The 26,821-nt window shown below is 44.4% G+C and carries 30 protein-coding genes; 13 read left to right on the top strand and 17 right to left on the bottom strand.

The window, feature by feature from the left end:
- The first annotated feature begins 134 nt into the window (after positions 1-134).
- Genes Q8P28_03230 through Q8P28_03215 form a run of 4 tightly spaced genes read left to right on the top strand, consistent with a single transcriptional unit; the run spans position 135 to position 4,444 of the window.
- Positions 135-1,085 (top strand): AGE family epimerase/isomerase, encoded by a 951-nt coding sequence (locus Q8P28_03230; GenBank protein ID MDP2681808.1) that lies wholly within the window; start codon positions 135-137, stop codon positions 1,083-1,085.
- Between the two features lie 26 nt (positions 1,086-1,111).
- Positions 1,112-2,146, top strand: coding sequence for a 4Fe-4S dicluster domain-containing protein (locus Q8P28_03225; protein ID MDP2681807.1), 1,035 nt, complete (start codon positions 1,112-1,114; stop codon positions 2,144-2,146).
- On the top strand, positions 2,112-2,966 hold the full coding sequence (locus Q8P28_03220; GenBank protein MDP2681806.1) for an FAD/NAD(P)-binding protein: 855 nt from the start codon (positions 2,112-2,114) through the stop codon (positions 2,964-2,966). Before Q8P28_03225 ends, Q8P28_03220 begins: the two co-directional genes overlap by 35 nt.
- Positions 2,967-2,971: 5 nt before the next feature.
- Positions 2,972-4,444 carry an NAD(P)/FAD-dependent oxidoreductase gene (locus tag Q8P28_03215; GenBank protein ID MDP2681805.1) on the top strand — a complete coding sequence of 491 codons (1,473 nt, stop codon included), beginning with the start codon at positions 2,972-2,974 and terminating at the stop codon, positions 4,442-4,444.
- Here the strand turns inward: Q8P28_03215 and Q8P28_03210 are convergent, their stop codons facing one another.
- The 3 genes from Q8P28_03210 to Q8P28_03200 form a co-directional block, all read right to left on the bottom strand.
- Complete coding sequence (locus Q8P28_03210; protein MDP2681804.1) at positions 4,445-5,314, bottom strand: class I SAM-dependent methyltransferase; 870 nt, start codon at positions 5,312-5,314, stop codon at positions 4,445-4,447.
- Positions 5,299-6,009, bottom strand: a complete 711-nt coding sequence (locus Q8P28_03205) for a glycosyltransferase family 2 protein (GenBank protein ID MDP2681803.1) — start codon at positions 6,007-6,009, stop codon at positions 5,299-5,301. The genes Q8P28_03210 and Q8P28_03205 overlap by 16 nt, the downstream gene beginning before the upstream one ends.
- Positions 6,010-6,181: 172 nt before the next feature.
- Positions 6,182-6,538, bottom strand: coding sequence for a helix-turn-helix transcriptional regulator (locus Q8P28_03200; protein ID MDP2681802.1), 357 nt, complete (start codon positions 6,536-6,538; stop codon positions 6,182-6,184).
- 165 nt (positions 6,539-6,703) lie between these two features.
- Between Q8P28_03200 and bamC the strand changes: the two genes are divergently transcribed.
- Together bamC and Q8P28_03190 are read left to right on the top strand one after the other, a co-directional pair.
- On the top strand, positions 6,704-7,267 hold the full coding sequence (gene bamC / locus Q8P28_03195; GenBank protein ID MDP2681801.1) for an outer membrane protein assembly factor BamC: 564 nt from the start codon (positions 6,704-6,706) through the stop codon (positions 7,265-7,267).
- A 217-nt stretch (positions 7,268-7,484) separates the two neighbouring features.
- Positions 7,485-7,979: a DUF2242 domain-containing protein gene (locus tag Q8P28_03190; protein MDP2681800.1), complete on the top strand. Its 495-nt coding sequence runs from the start codon at positions 7,485-7,487 to the stop codon at positions 7,977-7,979.
- Between the two features lie 2 nt (positions 7,980-7,981).
- On the opposite strand, the gene Q8P28_03185 is transcribed toward Q8P28_03190, so the two are convergent.
- The 12 genes from Q8P28_03185 to Q8P28_03130 all read right to left on the bottom strand — a co-directional run bounded on the left by Q8P28_03185 (position 7,982) and on the right by Q8P28_03130 (position 17,996).
- Positions 7,982-8,098 carry a type II toxin-antitoxin system HicA family toxin gene (locus Q8P28_03185; protein ID MDP2681799.1) on the bottom strand — a complete coding sequence of 39 codons (117 nt, stop codon included), beginning with the start codon at positions 8,096-8,098 and terminating at the stop codon, positions 7,982-7,984.
- 230 nt (positions 8,099-8,328) lie between these two features.
- Positions 8,329-8,742 carry a PIN domain-containing protein gene (locus tag Q8P28_03180; GenBank protein MDP2681798.1) on the bottom strand — a complete coding sequence of 138 codons (414 nt, stop codon included), beginning with the start codon at positions 8,740-8,742 and terminating at the stop codon, positions 8,329-8,331.
- Positions 8,739-8,966 (bottom strand): antitoxin family protein, encoded by a 228-nt coding sequence (locus tag Q8P28_03175; GenBank protein ID MDP2681797.1) that lies wholly within the window; start codon positions 8,964-8,966, stop codon positions 8,739-8,741. The genes Q8P28_03180 and Q8P28_03175 overlap by 4 nt, the downstream gene beginning before the upstream one ends.
- Before the next feature lie 64 nt (positions 8,967-9,030).
- A complete protein-coding gene (gene acpS / locus Q8P28_03170; protein ID MDP2681796.1) occupies positions 9,031-9,390 on the bottom strand; it encodes a holo-ACP synthase in 360 nt (119 codons plus the stop codon).
- Positions 9,387-9,737 carry a cupredoxin domain-containing protein gene (locus Q8P28_03165; protein MDP2681795.1) on the bottom strand — a complete coding sequence of 117 codons (351 nt, stop codon included), beginning with the start codon at positions 9,735-9,737 and terminating at the stop codon, positions 9,387-9,389. The genes acpS and Q8P28_03165 overlap by 4 nt, the downstream gene beginning before the upstream one ends.
- Positions 9,738-9,758: 21 nt before the next feature.
- Positions 9,759-10,169 (bottom strand): 3-hydroxyacyl-ACP dehydratase FabZ, encoded by a 411-nt coding sequence (fabZ, locus tag Q8P28_03160; GenBank protein MDP2681794.1) that lies wholly within the window; start codon positions 10,167-10,169, stop codon positions 9,759-9,761.
- A complete protein-coding gene (locus tag Q8P28_03155) occupies positions 10,166-10,426 on the bottom strand; it encodes an acyl carrier protein (GenBank protein MDP2681793.1) in 261 nt (86 codons plus the stop codon). Before Q8P28_03155 ends, fabZ begins: the two co-directional genes overlap by 4 nt.
- 18 nt (positions 10,427-10,444) lie before the next feature.
- Positions 10,445-11,179 (bottom strand): 3-oxoacyl-[acyl-carrier-protein] reductase, encoded by a 735-nt coding sequence (fabG, locus tag Q8P28_03150; GenBank protein ID MDP2681792.1) that lies wholly within the window; start codon positions 11,177-11,179, stop codon positions 10,445-10,447.
- A gap of 42 nt (positions 11,180-11,221) precedes the next feature.
- Positions 11,222-14,134, bottom strand: a complete 2,913-nt coding sequence (locus tag Q8P28_03145) for a peptidase S9 (GenBank protein ID MDP2681791.1) — start codon at positions 14,132-14,134, stop codon at positions 11,222-11,224.
- A complete protein-coding gene (locus tag Q8P28_03140; protein MDP2681790.1) occupies positions 14,131-15,543 on the bottom strand; it encodes a lipid biosynthesis B12-binding/radical SAM protein in 1,413 nt (470 codons plus the stop codon). Before Q8P28_03140 ends, Q8P28_03145 begins: the two co-directional genes overlap by 4 nt.
- Positions 15,544-16,677: a radical SAM protein gene (locus tag Q8P28_03135; protein MDP2681789.1), complete on the bottom strand. Its 1,134-nt coding sequence runs from the start codon at positions 16,675-16,677 to the stop codon at positions 15,544-15,546. It abuts the gene before it with no gap.
- Positions 16,674-17,996 (bottom strand): AMP-binding protein, encoded by a 1,323-nt coding sequence (locus Q8P28_03130; GenBank protein MDP2681788.1) that lies wholly within the window; start codon positions 17,994-17,996, stop codon positions 16,674-16,676. Before Q8P28_03130 ends, Q8P28_03135 begins: the two co-directional genes overlap by 4 nt.
- Positions 17,997-18,139: 143 nt before the next feature.
- On the opposite strand from Q8P28_03130, the gene Q8P28_03125 reads away from it, so the two are divergent.
- The 3 genes from Q8P28_03125 to Q8P28_03115 are packed head-to-tail and all read left to right on the top strand — an operon-like array spanning position 18,140 to position 21,298.
- Positions 18,140-19,279, top strand: a complete 1,140-nt coding sequence (locus Q8P28_03125) for an acyl-CoA dehydrogenase (GenBank protein MDP2681787.1) — start codon at positions 18,140-18,142, stop codon at positions 19,277-19,279.
- A 46-nt stretch (positions 19,280-19,325) separates the two neighbouring features.
- A complete protein-coding gene (locus Q8P28_03120) occupies positions 19,326-20,921 on the top strand; it encodes a methylmalonyl-CoA mutase family protein (protein ID MDP2681786.1) in 1,596 nt (531 codons plus the stop codon).
- Positions 20,918-21,298 carry a cobalamin-dependent protein gene (locus tag Q8P28_03115; GenBank protein ID MDP2681785.1) on the top strand — a complete coding sequence of 127 codons (381 nt, stop codon included), beginning with the start codon at positions 20,918-20,920 and terminating at the stop codon, positions 21,296-21,298. Before Q8P28_03120 ends, Q8P28_03115 begins: the two co-directional genes overlap by 4 nt.
- Before the next feature lie 11 nt (positions 21,299-21,309).
- On the opposite strand, the gene Q8P28_03110 is transcribed toward Q8P28_03115, so the two are convergent.
- Positions 21,310-22,146, bottom strand: coding sequence for an MBL fold metallo-hydrolase (locus Q8P28_03110; GenBank protein ID MDP2681784.1), 837 nt, complete (start codon positions 22,144-22,146; stop codon positions 21,310-21,312).
- Entirely contained in the window at positions 22,143-23,279 is a 1,137-nt protein-coding gene (locus tag Q8P28_03105; GenBank protein MDP2681783.1) for an acyl-CoA dehydrogenase family protein, read from the bottom strand. The genes Q8P28_03110 and Q8P28_03105 overlap by 4 nt, the downstream gene beginning before the upstream one ends.
- A gap of 177 nt (positions 23,280-23,456) precedes the next feature.
- Between Q8P28_03105 and Q8P28_03100 the strand changes: the two genes are divergently transcribed.
- From Q8P28_03100 to Q8P28_03085, 4 genes are all read left to right on the top strand, one after another.
- On the top strand, positions 23,457-24,758 hold the full coding sequence (locus tag Q8P28_03100; protein ID MDP2681782.1) for a thiolase domain-containing protein: 1,302 nt from the start codon (positions 23,457-23,459) through the stop codon (positions 24,756-24,758).
- Positions 24,759-25,329: 571 nt separating this feature from the next.
- A complete protein-coding gene (locus tag Q8P28_03095; GenBank protein ID MDP2681781.1) occupies positions 25,330-25,905 on the top strand; it encodes an ester cyclase in 576 nt (191 codons plus the stop codon).
- A 267-nt stretch (positions 25,906-26,172) separates the two neighbouring features.
- Positions 26,173-26,367 (top strand): type II toxin-antitoxin system HicA family toxin, encoded by a 195-nt coding sequence (locus Q8P28_03090; protein ID MDP2681780.1) that lies wholly within the window; start codon positions 26,173-26,175, stop codon positions 26,365-26,367.
- A 1-nt stretch (position 26,368) separates the two neighbouring features.
- The gene (locus Q8P28_03085) at positions 26,369-26,581 is read left to right on the top strand and encodes a type II toxin-antitoxin system HicB family antitoxin (protein ID MDP2681779.1); all 213 of its coding nucleotides are present in this window, start codon (positions 26,369-26,371) and stop codon (positions 26,579-26,581) included.
- Positions 26,582-26,821: the final 240 nt, after the last annotated feature.

Here is a 26,821-nt window from a genome sequence, read left to right as displayed (position 1 = left end):
CAAGTCTTACTGCTTCTTCCTTAAACTGCTTATCGTATTTCCTGTTCACTTTCCTTTCTTGCATTTCACACCTCCTTAGGTTATATGATTCTACTATAACCTAACCCTTTGGTGTGTCCACTATTTCGGGGGAGGTGCACAACCTCTCCGTTGATGGATTGAGAAAAGAAATTTCCGAAGTAAAAAAAATTCTTTTAAAAGAACGGGGGAAAAGGGTTTATCCTGAAGCGGATGATAAACAACTGACTTCGTGGAATGCTTTGATGTTAAAAGGTTATGCGGATGCTTACACTGTTTTCGGTGAAGAAAAATTTTTAAATTCGGCTCTAAAAAATGCAGATTTCATCTTTACAAAACTAAAAAATAAAAACCACATCCCAACCCTTCCCCAAAGGGAGGGAGTTGGATTATATCACAGTTATAAAAATGGTAAAGCAACCGTGAATGGTTATCTGGAAGATTATTCATTCACGATGGAAGCGTTCATTGCGTTATATCAAATCACCTTTAATGAGAAGTGGTTGAATGAAGCTAAGCGATTGATGGATTATACCATTACACATTTTTTTGATAAAGAAAGCGGAATGTTTTTTTTCACCTCCGACCTGTCTGCCGAAGCGGCAGCGCAGGCAGGTTTGGACAAAGAACTGATTGCGCTAAAAATGGAGACCACCGACAATGTGATTCCCGCTTCCAATTCAAGCATTGCAAAAAATTTATTTCTACTCGGAATTTATTTTGACGACAACAATTACAAAAAAATTTCGGAGCAGATGTTGAACAATGTGAAAAATGAATTAAAGCAATACGGAAGCTGGTTTTGTAATTGGGGTTTGCTGTTGCTCAATAAAGCCGCTCCATTTTATGAAGTGGCAATTGCTGGAAAAGATGCAGAGCAAAAACTAAAAGAACTCAATCAAATTTACATTCAGAATAAATTACTGGTTGGAAGCAAAACAAAAAGTAGCTTGCCTTTGCTGCAAGACAGATATGTTGAGGGTAAAACAATGATTTATGTTTGTGAAAATAAAGCGTGCAAACTGCCTGTTGAAAAAACAGAAGAAGCGGTGAAATTGATGAAGTGAATTGCTTGTTGTTCGAGAGAGACTGAGTGAAATATAGATTTCTGCTAAAAAAAGGGATTGCCGCTCTTATAGCCGGGCTATTGAAAGAATTTAAGGTCTACGGCCCGGTTGAGAAAGACGGTTTTCCCATGTATGGCAATATAACGGCGCCGGGCGATCTGAATCTCCTACACTCCCCAACCCATATATCGCCAAAACAGTATTTATTCCCTCAAAGAGAGACCCTTTTACGCTTTTCTTCAGGAGAATGTCCTGCCGTAGAGCCTGTTGTTGAGGCGGAAGAACAGGCGCTGTTCGGCGTACATCCATGCGATATATACGCAATAAAACTGCTTGACAGGGTATTTGCATACGGAACGGCTGATGTAAATTATCTTAAGAGAAGGGAAAAGACGATTATCATAGGCATTGACTGCATCCCTGATAAATACTGTTTCTGCAAGAGTATAAACACCCTAACCGTTGAATCTGGTTTTGACCTCTTTCTCCATGACATCGGCACAGGCTTTATTGCGGAGATTGGCACGCAAAAAGGAAAAGAATTGCTTTATAAGCACACAAAAACCAAAAAGGCATCCGCTAAAGAAATCAAAAAGATTGCTGAATTTAAAAATAAAAAGGCTGAGATGTTTATTACAAAACTAAATGCAGAGGCGTCCACCCTGCCACTTATTTATTCAGGCAGCTATAACAGTCCTGTCTGGGAAAAGATAGGCAAGATTTGCTATGGATGCGGCTCATGCAACAACGTCTGCCCAACCTGCTACTGCTTTGATGTAAGGGATGAAGTTAAACCCAATTTAAAAGAAGGCGAGAGATACCGCGTATGGGACGGCTGTACGCTCGAAGACTTTGCAAAGGTTGCGGGCGGCCATAATTTCAGAAAAACAAGGGGAGAAAGACTGAGGCACAGGTTTAACAGAAAATTTCAATACCAGGTGGATAAATTCGGCGGATTATTCTGCGTCGGCTGCGGAAGATGCTCAAGGACATGCCTTGTCAATATAAACATAGCTGAGGTAACAAATGAACTTATTGAAGAATCAAATAAACGTTCTTGATATTTCCTCGCCTTATATATCAAGGCTCGCAAGAATAGAAAGGGTTACGAGGCTTACAGAAAAAGAAAGACTGTTTAACATAGCGATTGAAGACGGCAAAACCCTTGGTCATCTACCAGGACAATTTGTTATGCTTTCCATTCCTGGATTTGGCGAGGCTCCTATATCCATATCATCTCCACCTGATAAGGGAAATATGTTTGAGATATGCGTCAGGGCAGTCGGGAATCTCACGAATGCCCTGCATAACCTGACAAAGGGAGACAGGCTGTGGATAAGGGGGCCGTACGGCAAAGGTTTTCCTGTGCAGGATATTCTCGGAAAAGACATCCTCTTTATTGCCGGCGGCATAGGTCTTGTGCCTATGAGGTCTTTAATAAAAACGGTTCTAAATGAACGGTCATCCTACGGCAGGATGAATCTGTTTTACGGCGTAAAAAGTCCGGATGAAATACTTTTTAAGGATGAGTTGTTGTGGTGGGGAAAGGCTGGAAATATAAATATTCAAATTACAACAGACAAACCTCATCCGGAATGGAAAGGGCATACAGGTGTTGTAACTACACTCCTCCCTCCCCTGAAGATAGACGAGACAAAAACCGCTGCGATTGTAGTCGGGCCGCCTGTTATGTATAAATATGTCATCTTAAGCCTTGGTGATAAGAGGATTGCAGGACATGATATATATTTATCACTTGAAAGAAGGATGAAGTGCGGGCTTGGCAAGTGCGGCCACTGCCAGATAAACAGCATATATGTGTGCCAGGAAGGGCCGGTGTTCAGACTTAGCGACATACGGTATCTAAGGGAAGCTATTTGAAAAAGATGCATAACGGTATGAAGGATTATGATGTCATAATAATAGGCGGCGGCATAGGCGGTCTGGCATGCGCGGGAATTCTTGCAAGCGAGGGGATTAAGGTTCTTGTCCTTGAAAAGAATCCGGCGGCCGGCGGCTATCTGACCTCTTTTAAGCGGAAGGGTTTTACCTTTGACAGCGCAGTGGATTGCTTCAGCGGCGGGGATAAAGACGGGGCGATTACCTACCTCCTTAAGAGGCTTGGTGTTGAAGATGATGTAAACCTTATTAAGATTGACCCTGTAAGGGAGAGCATTTTTCCGGGGATGCGTGTAAAAACATGGAGCAGTATAAATGCGTCTATAGAAGAGCTGAAGAGGCTCTTCCCGCAGGAAAAGGGGATAGATGGTTTTTTTGAAAAGGCGGCGGACATATACAGCGGGATAACAGGCTGGGCTAACGAGATGATGCAGAGCAGTGAGGACAAGCCTGCCTTGCCGTCTGTTTTTCTAAAATACGGCGGCATTACCTATAAAAAACTAATGGATGATTATCTTTATGACGAGAGGCTTAAATCTGTTTTGTCCGACAGGTGTCAATTCCTCGGACTTCCGCCGTCCAGGACATCGGCTATCAACATGGCGTCTCTCGTTATGAGCTATTTTATCTCAGGGGCATACAGGCCTGCAGGCGGTTGCCAAAACCTTGCGGATGCGCTGGTTAAAGGAATACAGCAAAAGGGCGGGCATATCATATTTAATAAAGAGACGTCAAGGATTATTACTGCCGGCAATACCGCCGCAGCCGTAGCTACTGCTGACGGAACTGAATATACGGCAGACTTCATTGTATCCAATATTGATTACATGAAAACCTGCTCAATGCTGGGCAATGGATATGTCTCTGCCTCAAAGGAAAGGCTTCTTGATTACGGGGTCTCGCCTTCATTTTTTATCCTCTATATAGGAGCGGCAATGGATTTGAGTTTTCTCAGCGGTTCTTCAAGCATCTGCTATTTTCCTTCATTCGATATGGAAAAGGTGTTTGATTTTAGAAGATCGTTCACAAAAGAGACCCCTGTCGGCGTTGCCATACCGACTATACAGGATAATTCAATGGCCCCCCCTAACTGCCATGCGCTCATGGTTCCTGAACTAACGGAGTATTCTTATGCCGGATCGTGGAAGACGGAAAAACAGAGGCTTTCTAATATGCTTTTAAAAAAGGCGGAGAAGATTATCCCTGGGATCAGCAAACATGCGGTATATGTAGAGGCTGCAACCCCTGCAACGCTTGAAAGATACACTGCCAATTTCAGAGGCGCTGCATACGGCTGGAAACCGATACCCTGGTTAAGACCGATAAAGACAGCCGTGAAGAATCTCTATCTTGCAGGACACTGGGATGGTTTAGGCGGCGGCGTGATAACCGCAACATATTCCGGATTCAAGACCGCAAATGAGATATTAAAGCAGGTAACGGCTAAAAGAAATTCGTAGCTACTCTTGTTTTTCAGCGATAGTATTCTTGGCGACCCCAGGCAGAAGAATCCTTCCAAAACTTAAGGTGTATACTATCTCTGCCAATATCCCGAAAAATGCGGTTACAGCCTTTATTAGACCTGAAGGCGGGCTCGTAGCGCCGCCGATATATGTGCGTATATTTGAGAAGCCTCCCTTTTTTAGGAGCGCTTTAACTGTCTGCGGGGAAAAGTCATTTAGATGAAACGGAGGGTCGTAAAGATTATTTTTTATGCCTAATATCTTCAGTATCCTTACAATAGGAGTTGTGTGGGGCACCCGCAGCAGCAAAAGCCCGTTTGGCTTCAATATCCTTTTTACTTCTTTAATGCCGTTTAAAGGGTCGGGCAGATGCTCCATGACATAGAAAAGCGTAACAGCGTCAAAATAATTTGCATCATATTTAACATTGTCAAGCGTTCCTAACGTTGTGCGGATGCCGTGTTTTTTTGCATATGAGACAGCAGTCTCTGATACATCCACGCCGTATGCCTGCCATCCCATTGCCTTCATTTGTTTTAAGAAGAAGCCGTAACCGCAGCCGATATCCAGGACTTTCCCCCTTTTTGGAAACCGCCGCATCAGGATCTTTGCAGCCTTTTCAAAGACATCTTTCATATATGCGTCCCACAGCAACGGGTCAAGAATCTTTTCCGGCAGGTATTTTAAATAAAGACGCTTAAGTGTTTCGTTGTCCGGTCTCGGATTTACATATACAAAACCGCAGCAATTGCATTTCACAACCCGATATCCATTTTGGATTGTAATAAGTTTTTCATTGGAAGAACCGCATATGTTGCAGGAGACATGCAAGAGTTGAGTATCAGCGGGTGTCATAGCGCTTTCCATAAAAGACTTATAAAGCGGATTGTATCTATAAATTTGTTTATATGACTTTGCGAACCATTATAAATGGTTTTGACGGGAATTGATGAAATATTATACCCTGCCCTGCCTGCCTTTATAAGCAATTCTGATTCTGTGTCATAGTGCGAGGTTTCAAGAACAATACCTTTTAAAACCCCTGAACTTATTGCCCTGAAGCCGCACTGGGTATCTGGCAGGCAGCAACCTACGAGCTTTGACAAGAGACGAGACATAAACCTATTTGTGATCCTTCTAACAGCAGGCATTACAGCAATATCCGCCATCCTTGACCCCACAATTATATCAGCGTTTTTTCTGGATATTGCCTCAATAAATTTATAGACATCCTGCCAGTCATGCTGGCCGTCCCCATCCATTGTAATCACCCAGTCATATCCATTTTCAACCGCGTATTTAAAACCGGCCTTAAGCGCAGCGCCTTTCCCTTGATGGTTTTGGTGAATTACAGGAAGGCCTGATTCCTTCACTATCTTATATGTGGCGTCTTTTGAACCATCATCAACAACAATAATATTTTGTGTAATGGCGGATAGGTTATTTAAGAGCACGGCAATACATCTTTCTTCATTATAGGCAGGGATTACTAACAGGTATTTCACGTTGTCAGAAACCTTCTCTATTACAGGCAAGCTGCCGGCGGGAAGAAATATTTCCATAATGGGGGAGCTTTTGACGGGGTTCATTGCATCATTCTACAATGGCAAATGCCACAGCAATATCCTTTGCATACGAGAGGCTTAATAAAACATTTTTTTAACCTGGATGCCCGATAGAACCATTCGGGCATGACAGATATTTAGTTGCCGGTTTAATAGCAAACTTCGGCAGTTACTTTTCACGGCTTACTGTTTTTACCCTTTCAAAAACCTGCCTAAGGATAGAAGCGGCAAATCTTATATCTTCCGGATCTCTATTACGGACAGATAAAACTAACTCTTTGATGGCATCCCCTGTTTTGAGCTTTTTAGTTTCGTTTTCAAACAGAAAAAGCTCGTATACTTCCACGTCAAGGGTTTTTGCAATCCGTTCCAGAGTTTTAAGGTATGGGGCCTGTTTTCCTCTTTCTATGTATCCGATATAGTCAACGCTTAAACCCACTCGTTCAGCAAATTTCTCTTGGGTAAGTCGGGCCTTTTTTCTTTCTTCCCGAATCCTTACTCCTAACCTCTTCAGGATGTCTTCCATAACGCCTCCATCTGGTTTTTAAGTATAAATCTAATCAATTTTTGATGTAACCGACAAATAGTCAGGAATATGCATAATTTTATTGACAAACAATTCGTATTTAGTAGAATTACCCTGACAAATAGTTTGGGGGTAAAGGAAGGAGGTAATTAGTTTAAGGTAGCAGTGTCTTATCTTGAGAGAGGTAAAAAATCTAATTTAAAGGAGAAAATAATCATGATGAAGACAAGGCAAGGAATGAAGGTGGCTGTTGTTGGGTTGATAACTTATCTATTCATGTTCGTCATTTATGGATGCGTTATGGTTGAAGGTCTACAAGTGGCAGCTACCCCAGGTTTTGTTCCTAAAAAAACCTATAGCTACAATCATGACCAAATATTGGATAAGGTATTATCGGTATTGAAAAAGGAAAAGATTATGTTGGCTTCGATTAACAAAGAGAGTGGAATCATCCAAACGGATTACATTCAGGGTCCAACAGTTGATATTGCGGCCATTGCAACAACAACTTATAGATATAAATATCAAATTACCTTTGAAAAAATTAGCCCTTCACAAACACAGGTTGAAATAACCTGCAAACTTGAAGGAAAAGAGATGATGAAAGGTGGCAGCGATAGAGAAGCAGTGGAACAACTGAAGGCATACGAAGATGTAACATATAAACAACAAAAATGGGCTGGAGAGTTAGAAGTATGGCTTTACGAGCAGATAGAAAAGTCCCTATAGTTGGTTGGGTTGAGGAACGAACCCCAACAATCTGTTGCTGTTGGATTGAAAAACGCACCTACGAGACAGGCTCTTTTACACCTGAATAGGTAAGGGACTTTCCCCTATTTCCTATTGTCTTTTGGCAGCCGCAGGCTTCAGCCTGCGATTGAATATGCTCAAAAGGGGCAGATAGTGAGCTACTCCCACCATTTTTCTGAAATTTCTGGAGGATTTTATGAGAAGAATTCTTTTTCTATTGCCTATCCTTCTCCTTTTCGCCTGCAGCCGGCAGGTTTATAAGGATGTCTTTAATACGGACACCTGGCCGAATGTGAGGACATTTAATACATCTGTTGAAAATTGCTATATTGCTACTAAAAGGGCGGTATTAAGCCAGAACTTAAGAGTAGAAAAAGAGGATTTAGAGGCAAAATCCTTTACGGCAGCAAGGTATTTTGAAGATGGCAAGGACAGCACCGTCCTTACAGTTAACGCAAATGTTCTAGCCTCAGGCAATGACAAGGCAACCATATACATAAGCGCTGTACAACATGTAGAAAAGGTCAGGGTAAAAACCGACAGGCTCGGACTGTCTCTTGGATTAATACCCGTTGGAAGCGAAGCCACAAAGGTTAAACAGGAAGAAAGAACTGTTGAGGATGCGGAGTTTTATAAAAAATTCTTTGATGCGGTGGAGAAGGAGATAAAGGTTATAGAGACAAAGCCTTAAATTTACAGGAGGTCTTTAAATTGTTCGTCTGTAAGACCGGCGTCTTTGATAATGGCTTTGAGTGTATAGGGATTAAGTCTTTTATGATTCGGGATGGTTATGTGAGATAGGGGGGACATCCCCTAATTCCTATTATCTTTTCAGCCGCCCATTGCGGGCAGGGAAAAAGAAAGTTAGCTTGTTGTCAACCGTCAGATAGAGAAAGGGACAAACTAAAGTAGTAAAGACAGGTATCTAAAAATTGTATACTGATAAGTCTGCACAAACATAGCCCTGTATGATTATGAGAAGAATATATATTCAGTAGGTATCGGGTTGGAGATGGTAGGTGTTTATTACAGATTATCTCTTATTCCAGAAATTTTACAGGATGAGCATAAGGATGGTATCTAAAATGTTCATCAAATGCGAAAACAGCCTCAATATTGAAGTGATTTATCAGGGCAAAACTGGTGCAATCTGTAAAACTCAATCTCTTATCTTCAAATCGCCTGAAAATCACTTTTGCATTTTCCTCTACTTCTTCTGTAACTCTGAGGAGAATGATATGACTTTTGTTTATCTGATCCATAAAGTTGATAGCAGTTCTATGACCTCCTCTGGTTTTAAGGAGCGTATAGATCTCATCCAGGACATAATCAGAGGTGTAAAGAAAAGTTTTTTGCTCATTGAGTTGTTTATGGATGGATTTTGCAAGAAGGTTGTGCTGGTCTTTAGGAATGGCGAGTGCGCAAAAGGCGCTGGTATCAATAAAAACCTTCACGCTGTAATCTCTCCGTAGAGGTATCTGTCATGATGGGTAGAAAGGTCGGTGTCAAAACAATCCTTTGCAATGTCAATGATTCCTTCAAGGGTGCATTCTTTCTGTGGAGCAGATTCAATTTCAGAGGGAAGGACTATTTTAATCTTACTATGTTCTTCAATATCAATCTTCTCAAGTGGTTTAAAAACTCCATTTTCATATATAGCTTCTATAACTTTTGGCATATTCATCACCTCCTTGATTTTAAGGATAATAAAATACTGGTTTTAAGTCAAGGGGTTCATTACATCATTCTACTATGGCAAATGCCACAGCAATATCCTTTGCATACGAGAGGCTTAATAAAACCTTTTTATTCTGCGAGAGCAGCGCCGCCCTGGAATGTAATAGCGGTATCGGCCTGCCGGAAGCCATATTCACAATTTCAATATCCCGCCAGCCGACCCCTTTATCCCATCCCGTGCCCAACGCCTTCATAACAGCCTCCTTTGCGGCAAATCTGCCTGCAAGATGACGATATGGGTCTCTTTTGGTAAAGATATACTCTCTTTCCTTATCTGTAAGCAGTCTGTCAAGAAAGGCATTGTCATTCACGGATTCCATAAGCCTCGCAATATACACAATATCTATACCTGCGGAAAAAATCACTCTATTACCTTAATTTCCAGCCTCGGCCTTGCGCCAATCAGATGCCTCCAACTGCAGTATTTTGTGCATGGGAAAGAGAATGTGCCTGTCTTATCTGCTGTAAATTCCAGCGTGACAGAATCCTTTTCAGGTATAATAGTATTTTTAAGGCCAAACTCATCAAGGTTGATGCCGTGGGCAACATCCGTTGAGGTAAACTTTATAACTACCTTCTCCCCCTTTTTTATTGTTATGGACGTCGGCTCAAAACCTGGCTTGTTAGCCTTGATCTCAAAAGATGAGTCTGAAAATGCAGCGCCGGAAAAGAAAAGCATTAAAGACAAAATTAAAAAAATAGTTTTCTTCATATCTACCTCCTTTTTTATTTTTTATGCCGTTGCCATCACCAGTCCGCCCTCTGCCACTATATTATTGCCTACTCTTGCCTTCACAGAGAAGCTCGCTATCCCCGAAAGATTCTGCTCAAGATCAGCTTCTATTACAAGCTGGTCGCCCGGGACAACAACCGTTTTGAATTTTATATCCTTTACCCGCGCAAGATATGCCTTTGTTTTTCCTGTTTTTCCGCAATTCATTACAAGGCCTGAAAGCTCTGCCATTGCCTCAATAATTAAAACCCCGGGGAATATCGGCTCTTCTTTAAAATGGCCCTGAAAGAACGGCTCATTTACGCTGATATTCTTTACAGCAATCCCTTTTTTTGAATCCAGTTCGAGTATCTTGTCTATAAATCTGAACGGATATGAGTGCGGCAGATTGTCAAGGGCTTCGCTCTTCAAGTCTTTACCCCTTCAATAAAATCAGCGATTGTATTTACAGAAATCAGAACCTTTTCCGCAACTGCCTTATCGTTTATGACAACATTAAATTCCTTCTGCAATCCTACAACAAGCTCCAGCGCATCTATGGAATCAAGGCCAAGCCCGCCTTCGCCGAAGAGCGCCGTATTGTCTCCTATTGCCTTTGTCTCCATCTTGAGCTTAAGTCTTCTTACCAGCATTTCTTTGAGTTTTTCTTTAATGTCTGACACATCCATCTCCTTAATCTTAAGTTATTACGGCAATCCGCCGCTTACCACAATAGTCTCTCCTGTTATATAGCTTGCTTCAGGGGATGCAAGAAATTTTATGATCCCTGCAACCTCTTCAGGCCTGCCGAACCTCTTTAAGGGTATTGCCTCTAAAAATCTTTTTTTGACAGTATCAGGGATATCCCCAATCATCTCTGTATCTATTATGCCTGGCGCAACTGCGTTTACCAGTATGCCGAACTGGGCAAGCTCTTTTGCAATGGCCTTTGTAAATGCTATTACCCCGCCTTTGGCAGCAGAATAGTCGCTCTCTCCTGAAAGGCCTGTAATCCCGCTGAGGGAAGACACATTGATTATAGCGCCCTTCTTCTGCGCGATCATCTGCCTGCTCGCAGCCTTGCAGCAGTTAAAAACGCCTTTTAAATTTATATCAATAACATTGTCCCAATCTTTATCATCCATAAGCATCAAGAGTCCCCCTTTTGCCATTCCTGCGTTATTAACAAGGACATCAAGCCTGCCATACTTTTCTACTACCGTATCCACCATTCTGGATACTTCATCTGCCTTTGAGACATCAGCCTTTATTGCAATGGCCTCGCTGCCGGAGTCCTTAATCCTTGATACAACCGACTCTGCCCTTTCCCTGTTTGATTTATAATTTACAGCAACAGCATCCCCGTTTTTACCAAATGCAAGGGATATAGCCTCTCCAATGCCGCGGCTCCCTCCTGTAACAAGAACAACCCTCCTATCCATGTTTTTATTGATACCATATCCTCATTAAAAAGGCAATTATGCTTAAAGATTTGTGTATATTGTAAAATAAACCTGCGTCTCTCCGTCCTGATTAAACCCGCGCGCAATGCCAAGCGCAGGGGTTATCTCAAGCCAATAGCCTATGGTAATATCAAACCTAAGCTCCATGCCGCTGCCGACCTTTAGCCTGTCTGATGAAAAGCCCTGGGCATCACCCCATACCTCTCCCACATCTACAAAAACTGCGCCGTGAAGCCTGTCTAAGAAAAAAGGTTTTGTGTTTATCCCCCGCAGGATATACCAGAAGGGCGCGCGGTATTCCAACGTGCCTGTGGCTGCATAATCCCCGGTTGCAAATCTTGACGGATAGCCTCGCAATGGAAAATCTGACTGTGATGAATAGCCGCCTAATTGGAATGCCTGCTGATTTATCCTGTCGCCTTCTGAAGCAGCGCCCTTGAGTTTCAGATACACAGCATGATGTCTTGAATACGGCATGAGCAGATACTCTTCATAGGACGCAATATATTCCTTTGAATTCAGTTCGCTCCCGCTCTCCTTTCCGTAATATTTGTATAAAAGGCTTATCCGGCGGCCTTCTTCGCGGCTTATGGAATATGGATACTTGAGGCTGTTGGAAAATTCAATGCCCGCGAATATATTGTCGCGCCTCCCCTGAAATACATCTATGCCTTCAAATTTATTATTGGCAAGATTGTTTAATGCATCCTGCCTTTGCAACTGATAGCCGATAACAAACTTGTATCTGGATTCCAGATAATTCACAGGCACGGACATGCTTAAAACAAGACCCCTGTTCATCTCATAATAGTCGCCCTTCTGCATAAAGTCAGAATAAAGCGCCGGTCTTGCGTATGTCCTGATCATAAATGTAGGATATGTATAATCATTCAGATAAACCGCGTCATAGTATATCTCGCTGCTCGCAGCGCCATAGTCCATCTCAAGATAATAGGTGTTATAACCCAGCACATCCTGGCCTGCAGTAAATGCGCCGATTACAGCGCCGTCGTAGTCGCCGGATAGCGTTGGCAGCCAGAATCTTGGGACAAGTGTATTCAATGCTGAATATGGATGAGGCTCTAAACCCTGATCCCTGACCCCTGACCCCTGTATTTGAATTTCGGGTTTTGTATTTGTTGCATACTCATTCCAGTAGGGCTTGATGGTGGGGCTTGGTATCTTCATCCATTTTTCAGGGATATATTCAATGCCGGCTATTTTGAACCCTCTGGAATTATAGTTTGAGAAAACAATCTCTTTGCCGTCTGCGGAAACATCAGGCTGAAATGCGCCGCCAAGCACATGGGTAATCTGATAACGTCTCTTTTCCTCCATTGAATAGGCGAAAAGATTATAAACCCTTGTCTCGTCTGATGTATAGATAATATATCTCCCGTCCTTTGACCATGCAGGATATGCGCTGTTAAATGCCCCTTCAAAAAGAGGTGTGTTTGTTTTTTCATTTACATCGTAAAGATACAGGCCGCTTTTGCCGTTATTGTCAGTTATAGAATAGACAATGAGTTTGCCGTCAGTAGACCATCTCGGCCCGGAAACACGCGTGAGCTTATAATCAGTTATCTTTTCCAATTTATAATCATCCCCTTCAGGCGCTATGATGGCAAGGTTCTGATTTCCCTTGTCGCTTACAACCGCTGCAATGGTTTTACCGTCAGAAGATACATCAGGCTCCTTTATGCGTAAACCGCTGGTAAGTCTTCTTAGTTTTTCATTCTTTATATCGTAAGAGTATAAATCCTGGTATATGTTAAACCCGTTATTCACCTCTCCCTGGCTGAAATATATGGAACTGCTGTCAGGAGACCATGAGATATTGTGGTCTGAAAAAACCCTCCTTACAAGTTCCCTCGCCTCAGCGCCGTCGCTTTTGGCTATCATTATTGCCTCGTGTCCGTGGGGGTCGCGCTTGTTAAAAACCAGCATACTGCCGTCAGGTGAATATCTTGGATTTGTAAGAAGCTCTCCGTATATATTGACTGTCCTGAAGGGTGTTAAAGGCGTCTGCTTCAATATCTCTGCCTGTTCCTTCTCTTCTCGTTTTAGGTCTTCTATCATCTCGCGGTAAAGAGAAACATAGTTCTCTCTGCCAAATAAATTTTGAGGCGCGCCATTTAAAAAATATGGGAATCTGCCGGCATGGGCCATGTTCAACTTCCCAAGCGCCTCCTTGCCGTATTTATCGGCAATGTATTTCTGAAGCCTCAGGCCGAATATATAAGGCATGTGCCCGTCAGGCCAGTAGGGCGGCTCTCCGTTTATCTTATCCACTGTAGGGATGTTATTTTCCAAAACTGCCATCCTGAGTATCATTTCATAGAATGTGCTCCTGCCCCTGCCCATCACTGTATGCTCTGTTTCAGACCATGTCGCCATGCCTTCGTGCCACCAGCGCGGCAGGAATACATTTGGAGGCCCTGCGGCAATGAACATGAGAAGTGAAAGGATGTCTCCTCCGGGGATGGGCTTCCCGAATATGCTGCGCATTACATCTGAATAGCCCCGCGCAGGGTCCATTGTGAGTATGTGGCTGTATTCATGGATGATGAGTATCTCAAGCCAGTCCTCGTATTCTCCGATAGTCATGTCTATGGATGGAGGCACAACCTGTATGTAAATAGTATTATATGGAAGCACACTGGCCCAGCCGTTTGTAAAATCTGAATCATCTATAAGAACCATCTGGGTCTTTTCTCTTGGCGCCCATTTAAACCCTTTTACGAGTGTGTCGTGCGCCCTTTCGGCAATGGATGCGGCCTTCTGCGCCGCATCCTCAAGACCCTGATGGAAGTGGATGGAGAAATGCCCTGTTTCTATGGTGGAGAATTTAAAAGATGGGTCAATATTTGCGGCATGAGAAAGGCCGGCATAAAGCGCTGCTAAAAAAGAAAAGCAAATAACAAATTTTTTCATAATAACCTCTCTTTATTTCTCTTCTTTAGCATATTCCACAAAGGCCCCCTGTTGCCGAATTTTCTTAAGACAGCCATTCTCTCCTCTGAATTTCTTATATCCAGGCCAGGGACTATCCAGTTTGACCGGGTGAGGGCATGGTCTTTGACTTTGGACAAAAGCCTTTCCTCGCCTATTGCAGGGGAGATGTAAAAACGGGGCTGGAGTATATCTTCGCCATTTCTTATAACCCCTTGCGCAATGCTCATCTTTTCAAGCCCTGTATTTGGATATATCCTCACGCCTGTCATGGCAATTACAGCCCTGGGGTTAATCTCGTCCATTAAGGTAAACGTCTCTTTCAGCGTCTCCTCTGTTTCGCCGGGACCGCCGAGTATAAGATAATGCGCTGCCTCGATCCCTGCATCATGGCACATGCCGGACACCTTTCTTACATCATCAAGGGTAAATGACTTCCCCATCCCCCGGAGTGTCTCTTCGCTTGCAGCGTCAGTGCCGAACTCAACGCCCATGCATCCGGCGTCTTTCATAAGGCCGAGGAGTTCCGGTGTCATGTCCTTTGGTGTTGCAAAGCATGTCCAGTTTATCTTCAATCCCCTTTTTATGATACCCCTGCAAATATCCATTGCATGATCAACAGGCTGGTTGAATATATCGTCAACAAAAAACAGATAATCAATGCCGTATTTATTTGCCAGTTCCTCCACTTCATCCGTTATATCTCCCGCATCCCTGCTCCTTATGCGGTTCCCGTCCAAATACGGATATGTGCAGTAAACGCATTTAAACGGGCATCCCCTCTTGGTCTGGACATTTGCCATTCCGCCAAATTGAAAATATTTTTCGTTATCCAGAAGCAGTCTGGCTGGTTTTGAAAAGCCGCCTGCAAAGACTATCGGGTTCTGAAAGAACCTGCCGCCTTTCAGATATGCCAGGTTAGGGATATCATAAACCCCCTTCTTCCCTTCCCGTCTTTTTACAAACTCGCAAAAGGCATTCTCACCTTCCCCGACTATGCCGAATTCAAGCCCTGTGTATCTTAAAACACCCTCAGGGAAGAGAGAAAAACCAGAGCCTCCCATCACAACGGGGACAGCCATTTCCCTGCTTACTGCCTGCAGGGACAAGCGTTTAATTTCATCAACTACAGACTTTATATAAGGGAGATAAAAAACGCTCTTTGGATATGTGAGATTGTCTATGTTCCTGATGGAAAGGCCGATGATGGCAGGTTTCTTTCTTGAGATGGTTTGTTTCAGGCTTGAAATAATATCTTCTGCAAAACAAAGGTCAAGGATCTCCACATCGTGACCGTCCCTGATAAGGGCTGACGCAACATAGGCAAGCCCGATAGGGGTTACGGGATATGGGGTCTTTTCTCTGTTGGCAGATATGAGGAGTATTTGCAACTACCCTTCCTTGCATGAAACAGCGCCGTATTCCCGCATAGCGCCTGCATTCTGTGATTCAGGCATATCTGCTTTCTTCTCCCCCTTCTTTACTTTCTTGTTCAGCCAGCATGCAGGGTCAGAGGCAAGGTAATTGCCGGTGGTCTGATAGGCATTTCCTCTGCAGCCATAACAATCAAAGGCAAATTCGCAGCCCTTGCATTCGCCCTCAATATTCGCGTATATACTCCTGAGCTTCTGTATTACAGGGCTCCTCTTCAGTATGTCAGCCAGCCTTTCTGTCTTTACATTACCGACAGGCATATCAATTCCTGTGCAAGGCTGGATATATCCCTGGGAGTTTATAAGACATGAATAGAGATGCCTCTTACATGTAAACGACGCGATGGTGGGATGGGGGCTCCATTTGTTGCCGAACCTCGTTTCGTCTATCTTCTCCATCTTTTCAAATACATCCCTTACCTCATTAACCGAAACATGAAGCTCGTGGTGCTCCTTTGCCCTCCCCTGCGTGGTGAGTATCTCAAAATAAGGTATTATGCCCCGCTCCCGCGCCCATATCCACATGTCGGGGATCTCTTTAATATTCTGGCGGCAGATTATGGTCTGTATGCCAAGCTGACATTCCCCGCTCGGATAGCCAGCTATCAGCAGATATTCAAGCCCCTGCCTTATCTTATTGTACGCGCCCTTAACCCCTGCCAGCGCATCCTGAACTTCGGGGATGTTGCTGTTGTTCTTTATTACCACAGACACATCATGCCTGAATAGGAAACAGGCAAGGTCTTCTGTGAGGAGCATGCCGTTTGTAAATATGCTCTGCTTAAGCCCCTTTGAATGGATATATTCCACAACCTGCTTCAGCCCTTCATACATTAGAGGCTCCCCTCCGCCAAGGAGGATTATCTTTCTTGCGCCCAGTTCCTGAGCCTGGTCTATGACATCTTTTATCTCCGGCAGTTCCAGCTCGTTATCCAGCGCGCTGCCTGCGCTTGCATAGCAATATATACATTTAAGATTGCATCTTTTACTGAACTCCAGTTCAAGGGATAAAAGCCCTCCCCGCATGAGGCAGGCAGCTATCTCCTCGTTTGTAAAATCCAGGCCGTGGATGGTTTTATAATTTAACGTCATGTCTTTCCCCTTCTGTCTATAAACGTCATTGGTTTCCCCCTGCCGCCCTCGTATAAAATCTTTTCCACTTCCTGCGGCAGCATAATCTCAATATGCGGCGTAACCCTTACCTTTGCCTTAATATTTTCACAAACAGCATCTTTTAATTTTTGACCTTTGCTTTCTGACCCCTGTTCACTGACCCCTGACCCCTGACTTATGCCCACCTTTACGATAACATGGTCTGCCTGGTCATCCCCTGTATATGCCTCAATCACATAATTCTCAATACCATCTATCTCCAGCAAGGCATTCTCTATGGCCTTTGGATAGACTGTTGTGCCCTTCACCTTAAGCTTATGGGCCTTTCGGCCAATGATAGGCCCTATGCGGGCGGATGTCCTTCCGCAATCACATCTCTCTGTTATCTTAAATGTTATGTCGCCTGTCCTGTATCTTAAAAGCGGCATACCCTCTATCTGGAATGTGGTTACAACAAGCTCCCCTGTTTCCCAGTCCTTCAAAACATTGCCGTTGTCATCCACTATTTCAGGATAAACAAGGTCAGGGTGGGAGTGCAGCCCCTTATGCTCCCGGCATTCACAAAATGCAACCTGCGCCTCAGTAATGCCGTAAGTTGAAAAAGATTCAACAGAGCCTATCTTTTCTACCATTTTCCCCAGAGTATTGGAAGAAAAATCTGAATTCCTGATGGCCTCGCCTATGAGGACAATCTTTTTGAGGCTTGATTCTTCCAGATTTACATTGTCTTTTTCAGCCTGTTTGTATATGGCAATTATGAAAGACGGCACTGCCACAATGCCTGTGGGCTTAAGGCTGTGTATCAATTCCAACTGTCTCTTTGGACTGTGCGGCCCCATGCGGATAACCCCTGCCCCAAGTCTCTGAAGCCCTGAATAGTATGCCATTCCTGCAATGAACAGGTTGTCCATAGTAACTGACAAAAGAAAAAGATCGTCCGGTGTAACGGCTGTGTAGGAAAAGCACCTCTTCTCATTCTCTGCAAGTCTCTCCAGATCTTTTTTAGTCAGCCCTATGAATACATGGGCGCCTGTTGTCCCTGTGGTTGCCACAATCTCCGCCAGATTGTTCCTTGGCACGCATAAAAAACCCCAGTTATCTCTCTGAAGGTCTTCCTTTGTTGACAGGGGAAGCCTGCTGATGTCCTCTATGCCCTTTATATCCGGCGGGTGGACAAGCTTCTTTCTGTAAAACGGGGAATTTTTATAAAGGTAGGAAACTGTTTCTTTAAGGAGTTCGCCCTGAATGGTTGATATGTCTTTTGGAGCTTTTCTGTCTATATCCGCTGCATAGCCCATGAATATACTATAAAGATTTATGCTTTAAGTTTCAAGCCAAATAATGAGAAAAGGAAAGGAAGGGACAATACCGTTTTGGTTATGAGTTGCGCTTAAAGTGGTCTGGTGATATACTCCAGTCAACTGATAAACCACTTTTTCATATGAACTTTCACCTCACTGATGAACATAAGATGATACGGGAGCTTGCCCGTGACTTTGCCGATAAAGAGGTACGGCCTCTGGCAAAGGAGATAGATGCATCCGGCAATGTCCCTGCTGCGTTGATAGAAAAGATGGCAAAGCTTGGGTTTATGGGGGTTGTCGTTCCTGAGGAACTTGGCGGCGCCGGTATGGATACTGTTTCTTTAGTTATTGCTATGGAGGAGATTGCCAGGGCATGCGCCTCCACCGCCACGATTATGACGGTAAACAACACACTGGTGTGCGGGCCTATCTTCGGTTTTGGGTCTGATGAACAAAAGAAGAGATTTTTAACACCCCTTGCCAGAGGAGAAGCGCTCGGATGCTTTGCCATTACCGAGGCAGGCGCTGGTTCGGACGCTGTTTCCCTCAAGACCTCTGCCACGAAAGAGGGAAATAGCTATATTCTGAACGGTTCAAAGCTCTTTGTCTCCAGCGGGCAGAGGGCAAGATTTGCCATTGTCTTTGCCATAACCGATGCCAGTAAAGGCCATAAGGGGATAAGCGCATTTATCGCAGAAAAAGGCACCCCTGGTTTTTCCATTGGACGGGTGGAGGAAAAACTTGGCATAAAAGGTTCTGAGACAGTTGAATTCATCTTTGATGAATGCCGCACACCAGCGGAAAACCTCCTTGGCAAAGAGGGGGATGGGTTCAAAATTGCCATGTATACGCTGGATGCAGGACGTATCGGGATTGCTGCACAGTCTTTAGGGATTGCCCAGGCATGTTTGGATGAGTCTGTGAGATATTCAAAAGAAAGGGTTCAGTTCGGCAGGTCTATTGCAGAACTTCAGGCCATTCAGTTTATGATAGCAGATATGGCAATGGAGATAGAGGGGGCGCGGCTCCTCACGTATCGGGCAGCGTCCCTGAAGGATAAAGGACTGAAATTTATCAAAGAGGCATCTATGGCAAAGCTCTATGCCTCTGAGATGGCGAATAGGGCTGCATATAAAGCAGTCCAGATCCACGGTGGTTATGGTTATATCAAGGAATTCCCTGTAGAGAGATATTACCGGGATGCCCGTATTACAACCATTTATGAGGGGACTTCGGAAATTCAGAGGCTGACGATTGCAAGGGAGTTGATAAAGTAAATGATAACAATTGGGATTTTTACTTTATGATAAGGGAGAAATCAGCATGGATAGAGAACACAAACCTAAATTCACCAATCTCTCAAACATCGAAATAAAGCAGGTCTATACGCCAGAGGATGCGAAGGACATAGATTACGCAAAGGAGATCGGTATGCCAGGGGAATTTCCCTTTACCCGCGGCATCTATCCTACTATGTACCGTGGACGTCTCTGGACCATGCGGCAGTTTGCCGGTTTCGGAACCCCTGAGGATACCAACAAAAGGTTTAAATATCTTCTGGAGCATGGCGAGACAGGATTATCCACTGCTTTTGACATGCCGACCCTCATGGGATACGATTCTGACAGTCCTCTATCGCTTGGCGAGGTGGGTGTGTGTGGCGTTGCCATAGATACCATTGATGATATGGATGCCTTGTTTGAAGGTATCCCGCTGGATAAGGTTACCGTATCCATGACCATCAATGCCCCTGCTGCAATCCTGTTTGCCATGTACATCGCTATTGCAGAAAAGAGAGGGATTTCTCCGGACAATATCGGAGGCACAATCCAGAATGACATGCTTAAGGAATATATTGCCCAGAAGGAGTGGATATTCCCTCCGGCGCCGTCTTTAAGGCTCATTACAGATACCATTGAGTACTCAGCCAGAAACCTCCCCAGGTGGCATCCTGTAAGCATCAGCGGATACCACATAAGAGAAGCCGGCTCCACAGCAGTGCAGGAGCTTGCATTTACCCTCTATGATGGTTTGACCTATGTGAAAGAGGCCATACGAAGAGGGTTAAGCATAGATGAGTTTGCCCCGCGGCTCTCGTTTTTTTTCAACGCGCACAATGATTTTTTTGAGGAGATAGCCAAATACCGGGCTGCCAGAAGGATATGGGCAAAGGAGATAAAGGAGAGATATAATCCAAAAAACCCTAAGTCTATGGCCTTGCGGTTTCATACACAGACAGCAGGATGCTCCCTTACTGCCCCGCAGCCTCACAATAATATAGTGCGGGTTGCGCTTCAGGCCTTGGCCGCTGTGCTTGGAGGGACTCAGTCCCTGCATACCGATTCCATGGATGAGACCTATGCCATACCTACAGAAGAGGCTGTGAGGATTGCGCTGCGTACCCAGCAGATCATTGCCCATGAAAGCGGTGTCGCCAATACCGCAGACCCGCTGGGCGGCTCATACTATGTAGAGGCGCTGACCAAAAAGATGGAAGAGGGCGCCTATGCATATTTCAAGAAACTGGATGATATGGGAGGGATGGTGTCTGCCATAGAAAAGGGATTTCCGCAGAGAGAGATAAAGGATGCAGCCTATGCCTACCAGAAAGAGATAGATAGGAAAGAAAGAATTGTAGTCGGGCTCAATGAGTTCGTGACAGAGGGAAAGAGGTCCATTGAGGTATTTAAGATTGATGAGGATACTGCAAAGAGGCAGGTTCAAAGCTTGAAGAGTGTAAAGGAAAAGAGAGATGAAAAGAGATTGCAGAAGGCAATGGGAGAACTGAAAAATGCCGCAGCAGGCAACGAAAATCTTATGCCATTTCTCATTGAGGCGGTCAAGGCCTATGGAACACTTGGTGAAATTTGTGATGTTTTGAAAGAGGTGTTTGGGGTGTATGAGGAACCGATTGTATGAAAATTCTCTTAGCTAAAATCGGTCTTGACGGCCACGACAGGGGGGTGAAGGCAGCCAGGGATGCCATGTTGAACGCAGGTATTGATGTAGTCTATATCGGCCTGCACAAGACCCCGGAAGAGATTGTGGAAGCTGCCATAAAAGAAAAGGTGGATGTAATCGGTATAAGCGCCATGACCGGCGCCCACATTGTTATCTTTACAAGGGTCTTTAAGCTGCTCAAGGAAAAGGGGATAAAAGTCCCTGTCTTTGCCGGTGGGATTGTCCCTGACGAGGACATAGCTATATTAAAAGAGATGGGCGTCAAAGCAATCTTCCAGCCCGGGACAGAACTGGACGATATTGTGGAGAGTGTGAAGGGGTTGACTAAAAGGTAATTTGATAATTATTACACGATCTCCTTCAACACAGGTTTACCTGACTGCATTTCTATATGCCCCATCTTAACCTTTGGGTCATGTTCAAATATGAGGAGCCAGTCTTCCTCGGCAGCCCTTTGCAAAAGCTCTTTTTTAGCCTTCAGGGTTTCCAATGGAAATAGGTCATAACCCATGATATAGGGATACAAAAGATGAGATGCTGTCGGTATCAGGTCGCCAAGAAAGATTGCCTTTTGGTTATTTGATGAAATTAGCACTGTCTGAAAATGCCTGTTATGGCCCGGGATTCTTATAATCTCTATTCCATCTTCGACTGGTGTATCTCCTGCTATAAGCTCCAACTGTCCTGCCTGTTTTAAAGGCAAGAAATCCTCCTGATGGTAACTCCCTCTTGTCCTTTCATTGGGGGCGGTTGCCTCCTCCCATTCACCCCTCTGGATCATATATTTTGCATTCGGGAATGTAAGCCTTATCTTGCCGTCAGTTCCTCTATTGGTATTACCGCCAGCATGATCCCAATGGAGATGGGTGCTTACAACAATATTTATGTCATTGACTGAGAGATTTAGTTTAGCAAGAGATTCTTCCATTGTCGGTTTCCTCTCAACCGCATACAGGGAGCAGAATTTTGCATCGTCTTTGTTGCCGATACCTGTATCCACAAGGATTTTTCTTTGTTCTGTTATAATCAGAAGCGGATTAAGGCCGAGGAGGATCCTGTTTTTATCATCAGGAGTATTGGTTCTTTCCCAGAGGGCACGCGGGACAACCCCAAACATAGCGCCGCCGTCAAGGCGGAAAAAGCCGTCACTCACGGAATGTATTTCAAATCTGCCGAATTTCATTTCAATACCTCTCTTGCTATTACCATCCTCTGCACCTCTGATGTCCCTTCGCCTATCTCACAGAGCTTTGCATCCCTGAAATATCTTTCAACAGGATAATCATGTGTATATCCATAGCCGCCGTGGATCTGAACAGCCTTTGTCGCTGCCTTCATAACCATCTCAGATGAAAAGAGCTTTGCCATGGATGCCTCTTTTGTGCATCGCTTGCCCTCATCCTTGAGTTGGGCGGCGTAATAGACCATAAGCCGCGCCGCATCAAGCTCTGTTGCCATGTCAGAAAGCATCCACTGGATGGCCTGAAAATCTGCTATGGGTTTGCCAAATTGCTGCCGGTCCTTTGCATAACTGATGCTGTCCTCCAGGCATGCCCTTCCGATTCCAAGGGACATGGCAGAGATGCCGATCCTTCCTGCGTCAAGAACCCCCATGGTCTGGACAAAGCCCATATTTAGTTCTCCTAAAATTTGATCTTTTGGAATCTTCAAATCTTCAAGTATAAGTCCTGATGTATCGCTGGCCTTAAAACCGAGCTTGTCAAGTTTTTTACTCCTTGTGAGGCCTGGCGTATTGCCTTCTATGATAAATGCAGAAATACCCTTTGCCCCTTTTGATTTGTCAGTATATGCCATTACTACCATGATTTCAGCAAAAGAGCCATTGGTGGTAAAGGCCTTCTCGCCCTGCAAAGTCCAGCCCTTTTCGTCAGAAACAGCTGTTGTCCTCATGCTCGCCGCATCACTTCCAGCGCCAGGCTCTGTAAGGCCCCATGCGCCTATCTTTTCTCCTTTTGCAAGAGGTGAGAGGTATTTGTTTTTTTGCGCATCGGTGCCGAACATGAATATATGATTTGCGCAGAGGGTGTGGGCAAGGATGGTTATAGCTGCCGATGCATCAATTCTTGCGATTTCTTCAATGGCAATGACATAGCCGATATAGTCCAGTCCGGCGCCGCCATATTCGTGAGGAAATACCACTCCCATAAGGCCTATCTGCGCCATCTTTTGTATTAAAGATCTCGGAAATTGAGCTTCTTTATCTCTCTGGGCAACGCCTGGTTTCAACTCTTTCAGGGCAAATTCTCTTAGGGTTTTCTGAAGGAGCCTGTGTTCTTCTTTGAGTGCAAAGTCCATGAAGATCTCCTACCGTGATATAAACCTGAAAAATGCAACAGCATTTTTTGGATAAATATAGGCGAATAAATTGAGTCTATCGGAATTGTTCTTCACAGTCAATACCTTGTTTGCAAGTTGCTAAGGGGGAAGAAAATCTGGCTTGCATTTCAGAGACAAGAGGGGTATATTCTGCCCATGCGTCCTGTCTATATGATATCAGGCGGTATAACGAAATTCGCCAAGGCCCATCCTGAAAAGGATTTCAGGCTCATGGTAAAAGAGGCCTTTGATTATGCCTTACAGGATGTTCCAAATTTGACGAGAGACATGATTGACGGGAGCATCTGTTCGTATTTTTCCGACCACTTTGCCCGGCAGCTTATGTCAGGCGCAATGGTTCAGGACTATCTTGGCTTGTGCCCAAAACCATCCAAGAGGGTCGAAGGCGGAGGCGCTACAGGCGGGCTTTGTCTCCAGGCCGCATGGGAGGCCGTTGCCTCCGGCAGGATGGATGTATGCGCTGCGTTAGGTTTTGAAACCATGAGCAGGGTCAATACGTGGAAGGGGAACGAGTTTATTGCTCATGCCTCTGATACAAACTTTGACTATCCTGTAGGCGGTTTTTATTCCGGCTATTATGCCATGATGGTGCAGAGGCATATGTATGAGTTTGGGACAACAGTTGAGCAGATGGCAATGGTCTCTGTCAAGAACCATAAGAATGCCCTGTATAATCCATATTCCCAGAGTCCGATGAGCCTGACCATCAAAGATGTTCGTTCTTCTGCCATGGTGGCAACGCCCCTTACCATGTTTGATATTTGTCAAATGTCTGATGGTGCGGCAGTAGCCATTGTTGCCTCTGAGAAGATGGCTGAGAAACTGTGCAGTAAGCCGGTGAAGATTACAGGGGTTGGGTGCGGCACGGATACCATGAGGATGGCAGACAGACCACATGGAAAGGTAATCCTCCTACCGCATGAGTCTGAAAAGGATTACAAGGACTTAAAATATCCGGGCGTTCATTCGTTCAGGGGTGGGAGGATGGCAGCCAAACTTGCCTATGAGATGGCAGGTATAAGCAATCCTGTGGAGGGCTTGGATTTTGTAGAATTGCATGATGCATATACCTCATCAGAGATTCAAACCTATGAAGACCTTGGCTTGTGTAAATATGGGGAGGGTGGAGAGTTTGTGGAGACCGGCTGTCCATTCTTGTCAAATATTGACTATGGATTGAAATTCAAAAAAGGCGGCGCAAGACTCAAAGGTAAAAAAATTCCAGTGAATCCATCCGGCGGTCTTCTGGCATGCGGGCATCCTGTGGGCGCTACCGGACTGATGCAGACAGTCTTTGCCTTGTGGCAGCTTCAGGGAAATATCAAGAAACACCTTGGCAAAGATACCATTCAGATAAAAGATGCCAGAAGCGGCCTCATCCACAGCCATGCAGGGACGGGGACGTATATAACGGTGACTGTCATGGAGAGGGGATAGTTCACGCTGCAAAATGCCCATCGTTCGGCTGAGCGTTCGGCTGATGGTTTGACAGGTTCACCATGACAGTCACCCTGAACATGTCGAAGGGTCACGTATCTGTAGCTTGCCCATTTATGGGCGTCTTTAAAAGCGCCGATGAATCGGCAAACTACAGCGCCTTGCATCTGGGCAGTTTTTGAGCGTGAACTATGATAATGCCATAAGATTGCATGATAGGAGAGCAGATTGCACGGAGTGTTTTGAATAGGGAGTTAAAAGGGAATTGTAAAATTATGATTGATTTGTTAGACCCAAAAGCCTCTTGGATAGCTTGAATCTAAGCAAGGAGGTGATAGATAAATGACAAAAATTGCATGGTGACAAGAGTCTCTGGTTCAACCAGAGGGATGATATCCGAACATAGTTCGTCTATACCTCCGAATTTGGAAGGATATCTGAACTTGGTTCGGATATGAACGAGTTAGCGGAACATTGTGGGCTTCAAAGGAAGGAACTTTGATGGAGATGTTTGAATTTGCTGAATCTCAAACTCTCTGCAAAACAAACATGTTATACGAGGAGGTCTCTAATGAAAAATGTATTGTGTAACTCAGTCGGAGCACTATTAGTACTCCCGCTTGCCTTGCTGGTTTCTTTCTTCGCAGGTTGCTCTAGCGATGCAGGGAAAATTGATTCGCTTCAAGCTGAACTGAAAAAATTCACCGATGAAAGGGCTATGCTTGAAAACAACCTGGCAACTTTCGATACCTTAGATTATGAAGTATTCAGCAACCAGCAATGGGCAAGATTGCATGAGAGCCATTCAAAAGACGTAAAGGTATATTGGCCTGATGGGCATATGACCCAAGGAATAGATGTGCATATTGAAGATCTGAAGAAACTCTTTGTGTATGCCCCTGATACAAGAATAAAAGAGCATCCAATACGATTTGGTTCTGGTCATTTCAGTGCCGTTACCGGAGTTTTTGAGGGTACGTTCACAAAGCCCATGCCTATAGGAAATGGCAAGTTCATTCAGCCCACCGGCAAAGCATTCAAAATGCCAATGGCTACAATAGGTATTTGGGAAAACGGAGTTATGAAAGAGGAACATCTGTTCTGGGATAACCAAACATATATGAAGCAGATTGGATTGGCGAAGTGAACTTGCTCAGCATTCAGTCGCACTAGCGCTGTTTAACTGTCGAAAAAGTTTGGACGATTTGATTATAATGATGCCCACAACTTCCGCTAACAGCAGGTATTACGACGCTCGCTCGTTTGGTTATGGCATTGTTAAATTTTGGAAAACGAAATCAGTTGTGCTTGCTCCATGCCGTTTGGCGCAAAAAAATCGATTTGTTGATAGCGCCAAACGACACGGCGTAGTGTCTGCACACGTTAGCGGAAATGCCCGAATGAAAGAGTTGGAATGAAGATTCGTGATATTATAAAATTGATTGAGGCGGATGGTTGGTATCAAGTTGATACAAGAGGGAGCCACCGTCAATATAAACACCCTACAAAATCTGGCAGGGTAACAATTGCTGGTCATCCTGGCGACGATTTAGCCCCAGGGACTTTGAATAGTATTTTAAAACAGGCAAAATTGAAGGAGGTCAAGTAATATGTATCGTTTCCTTATTGTAATAGAAAAAGCGGATGGCAACTATTCTGCATACTCACCTGATTTACCGGGATGTGTGGCTACTGGTGCAACTCGTGAAGAAGCTGAGCAAAATATGTATGAAGCCGTTGAAATGCACTTGCAAGGGCTGAAGGAAGATGGGCTGTCTATCCCTCAGTCGACTTCTTTTGCAGAGTATGTTGCTGTCAGATAAAACGTCGGTACGGGCGCTTCCGCTAACACAGCACAAACGGCTAACACTCAAATCTAAAGACTTCGTTTATGCTGCACACGCTAGGTGAAATAGCAGACATTGCACCTCCCCCGAAATAGTGGACACACCAAAGGGTTAGGTTATAGTAGAATCATATAACCTAAGGAGGTGTGAAATGCAAGAAAGGAAAGTGAACAGGAAATACGATAAGCAGTTTAAGGAAGAAGCAGTAAGACTTGC

The sequence above is a fragment of the Deltaproteobacteria bacterium genome (assembly GCA_030690165.1).
Classification (GTDB): domain Bacteria; phylum Desulfobacterota; class GWC2-55-46; order UBA9637; family UBA9637; genus JACRNJ01.
The sequence above is the reverse complement of the archived record's forward strand: the minus strand, read 5'-3'. Positions and strand labels throughout refer to the sequence as shown.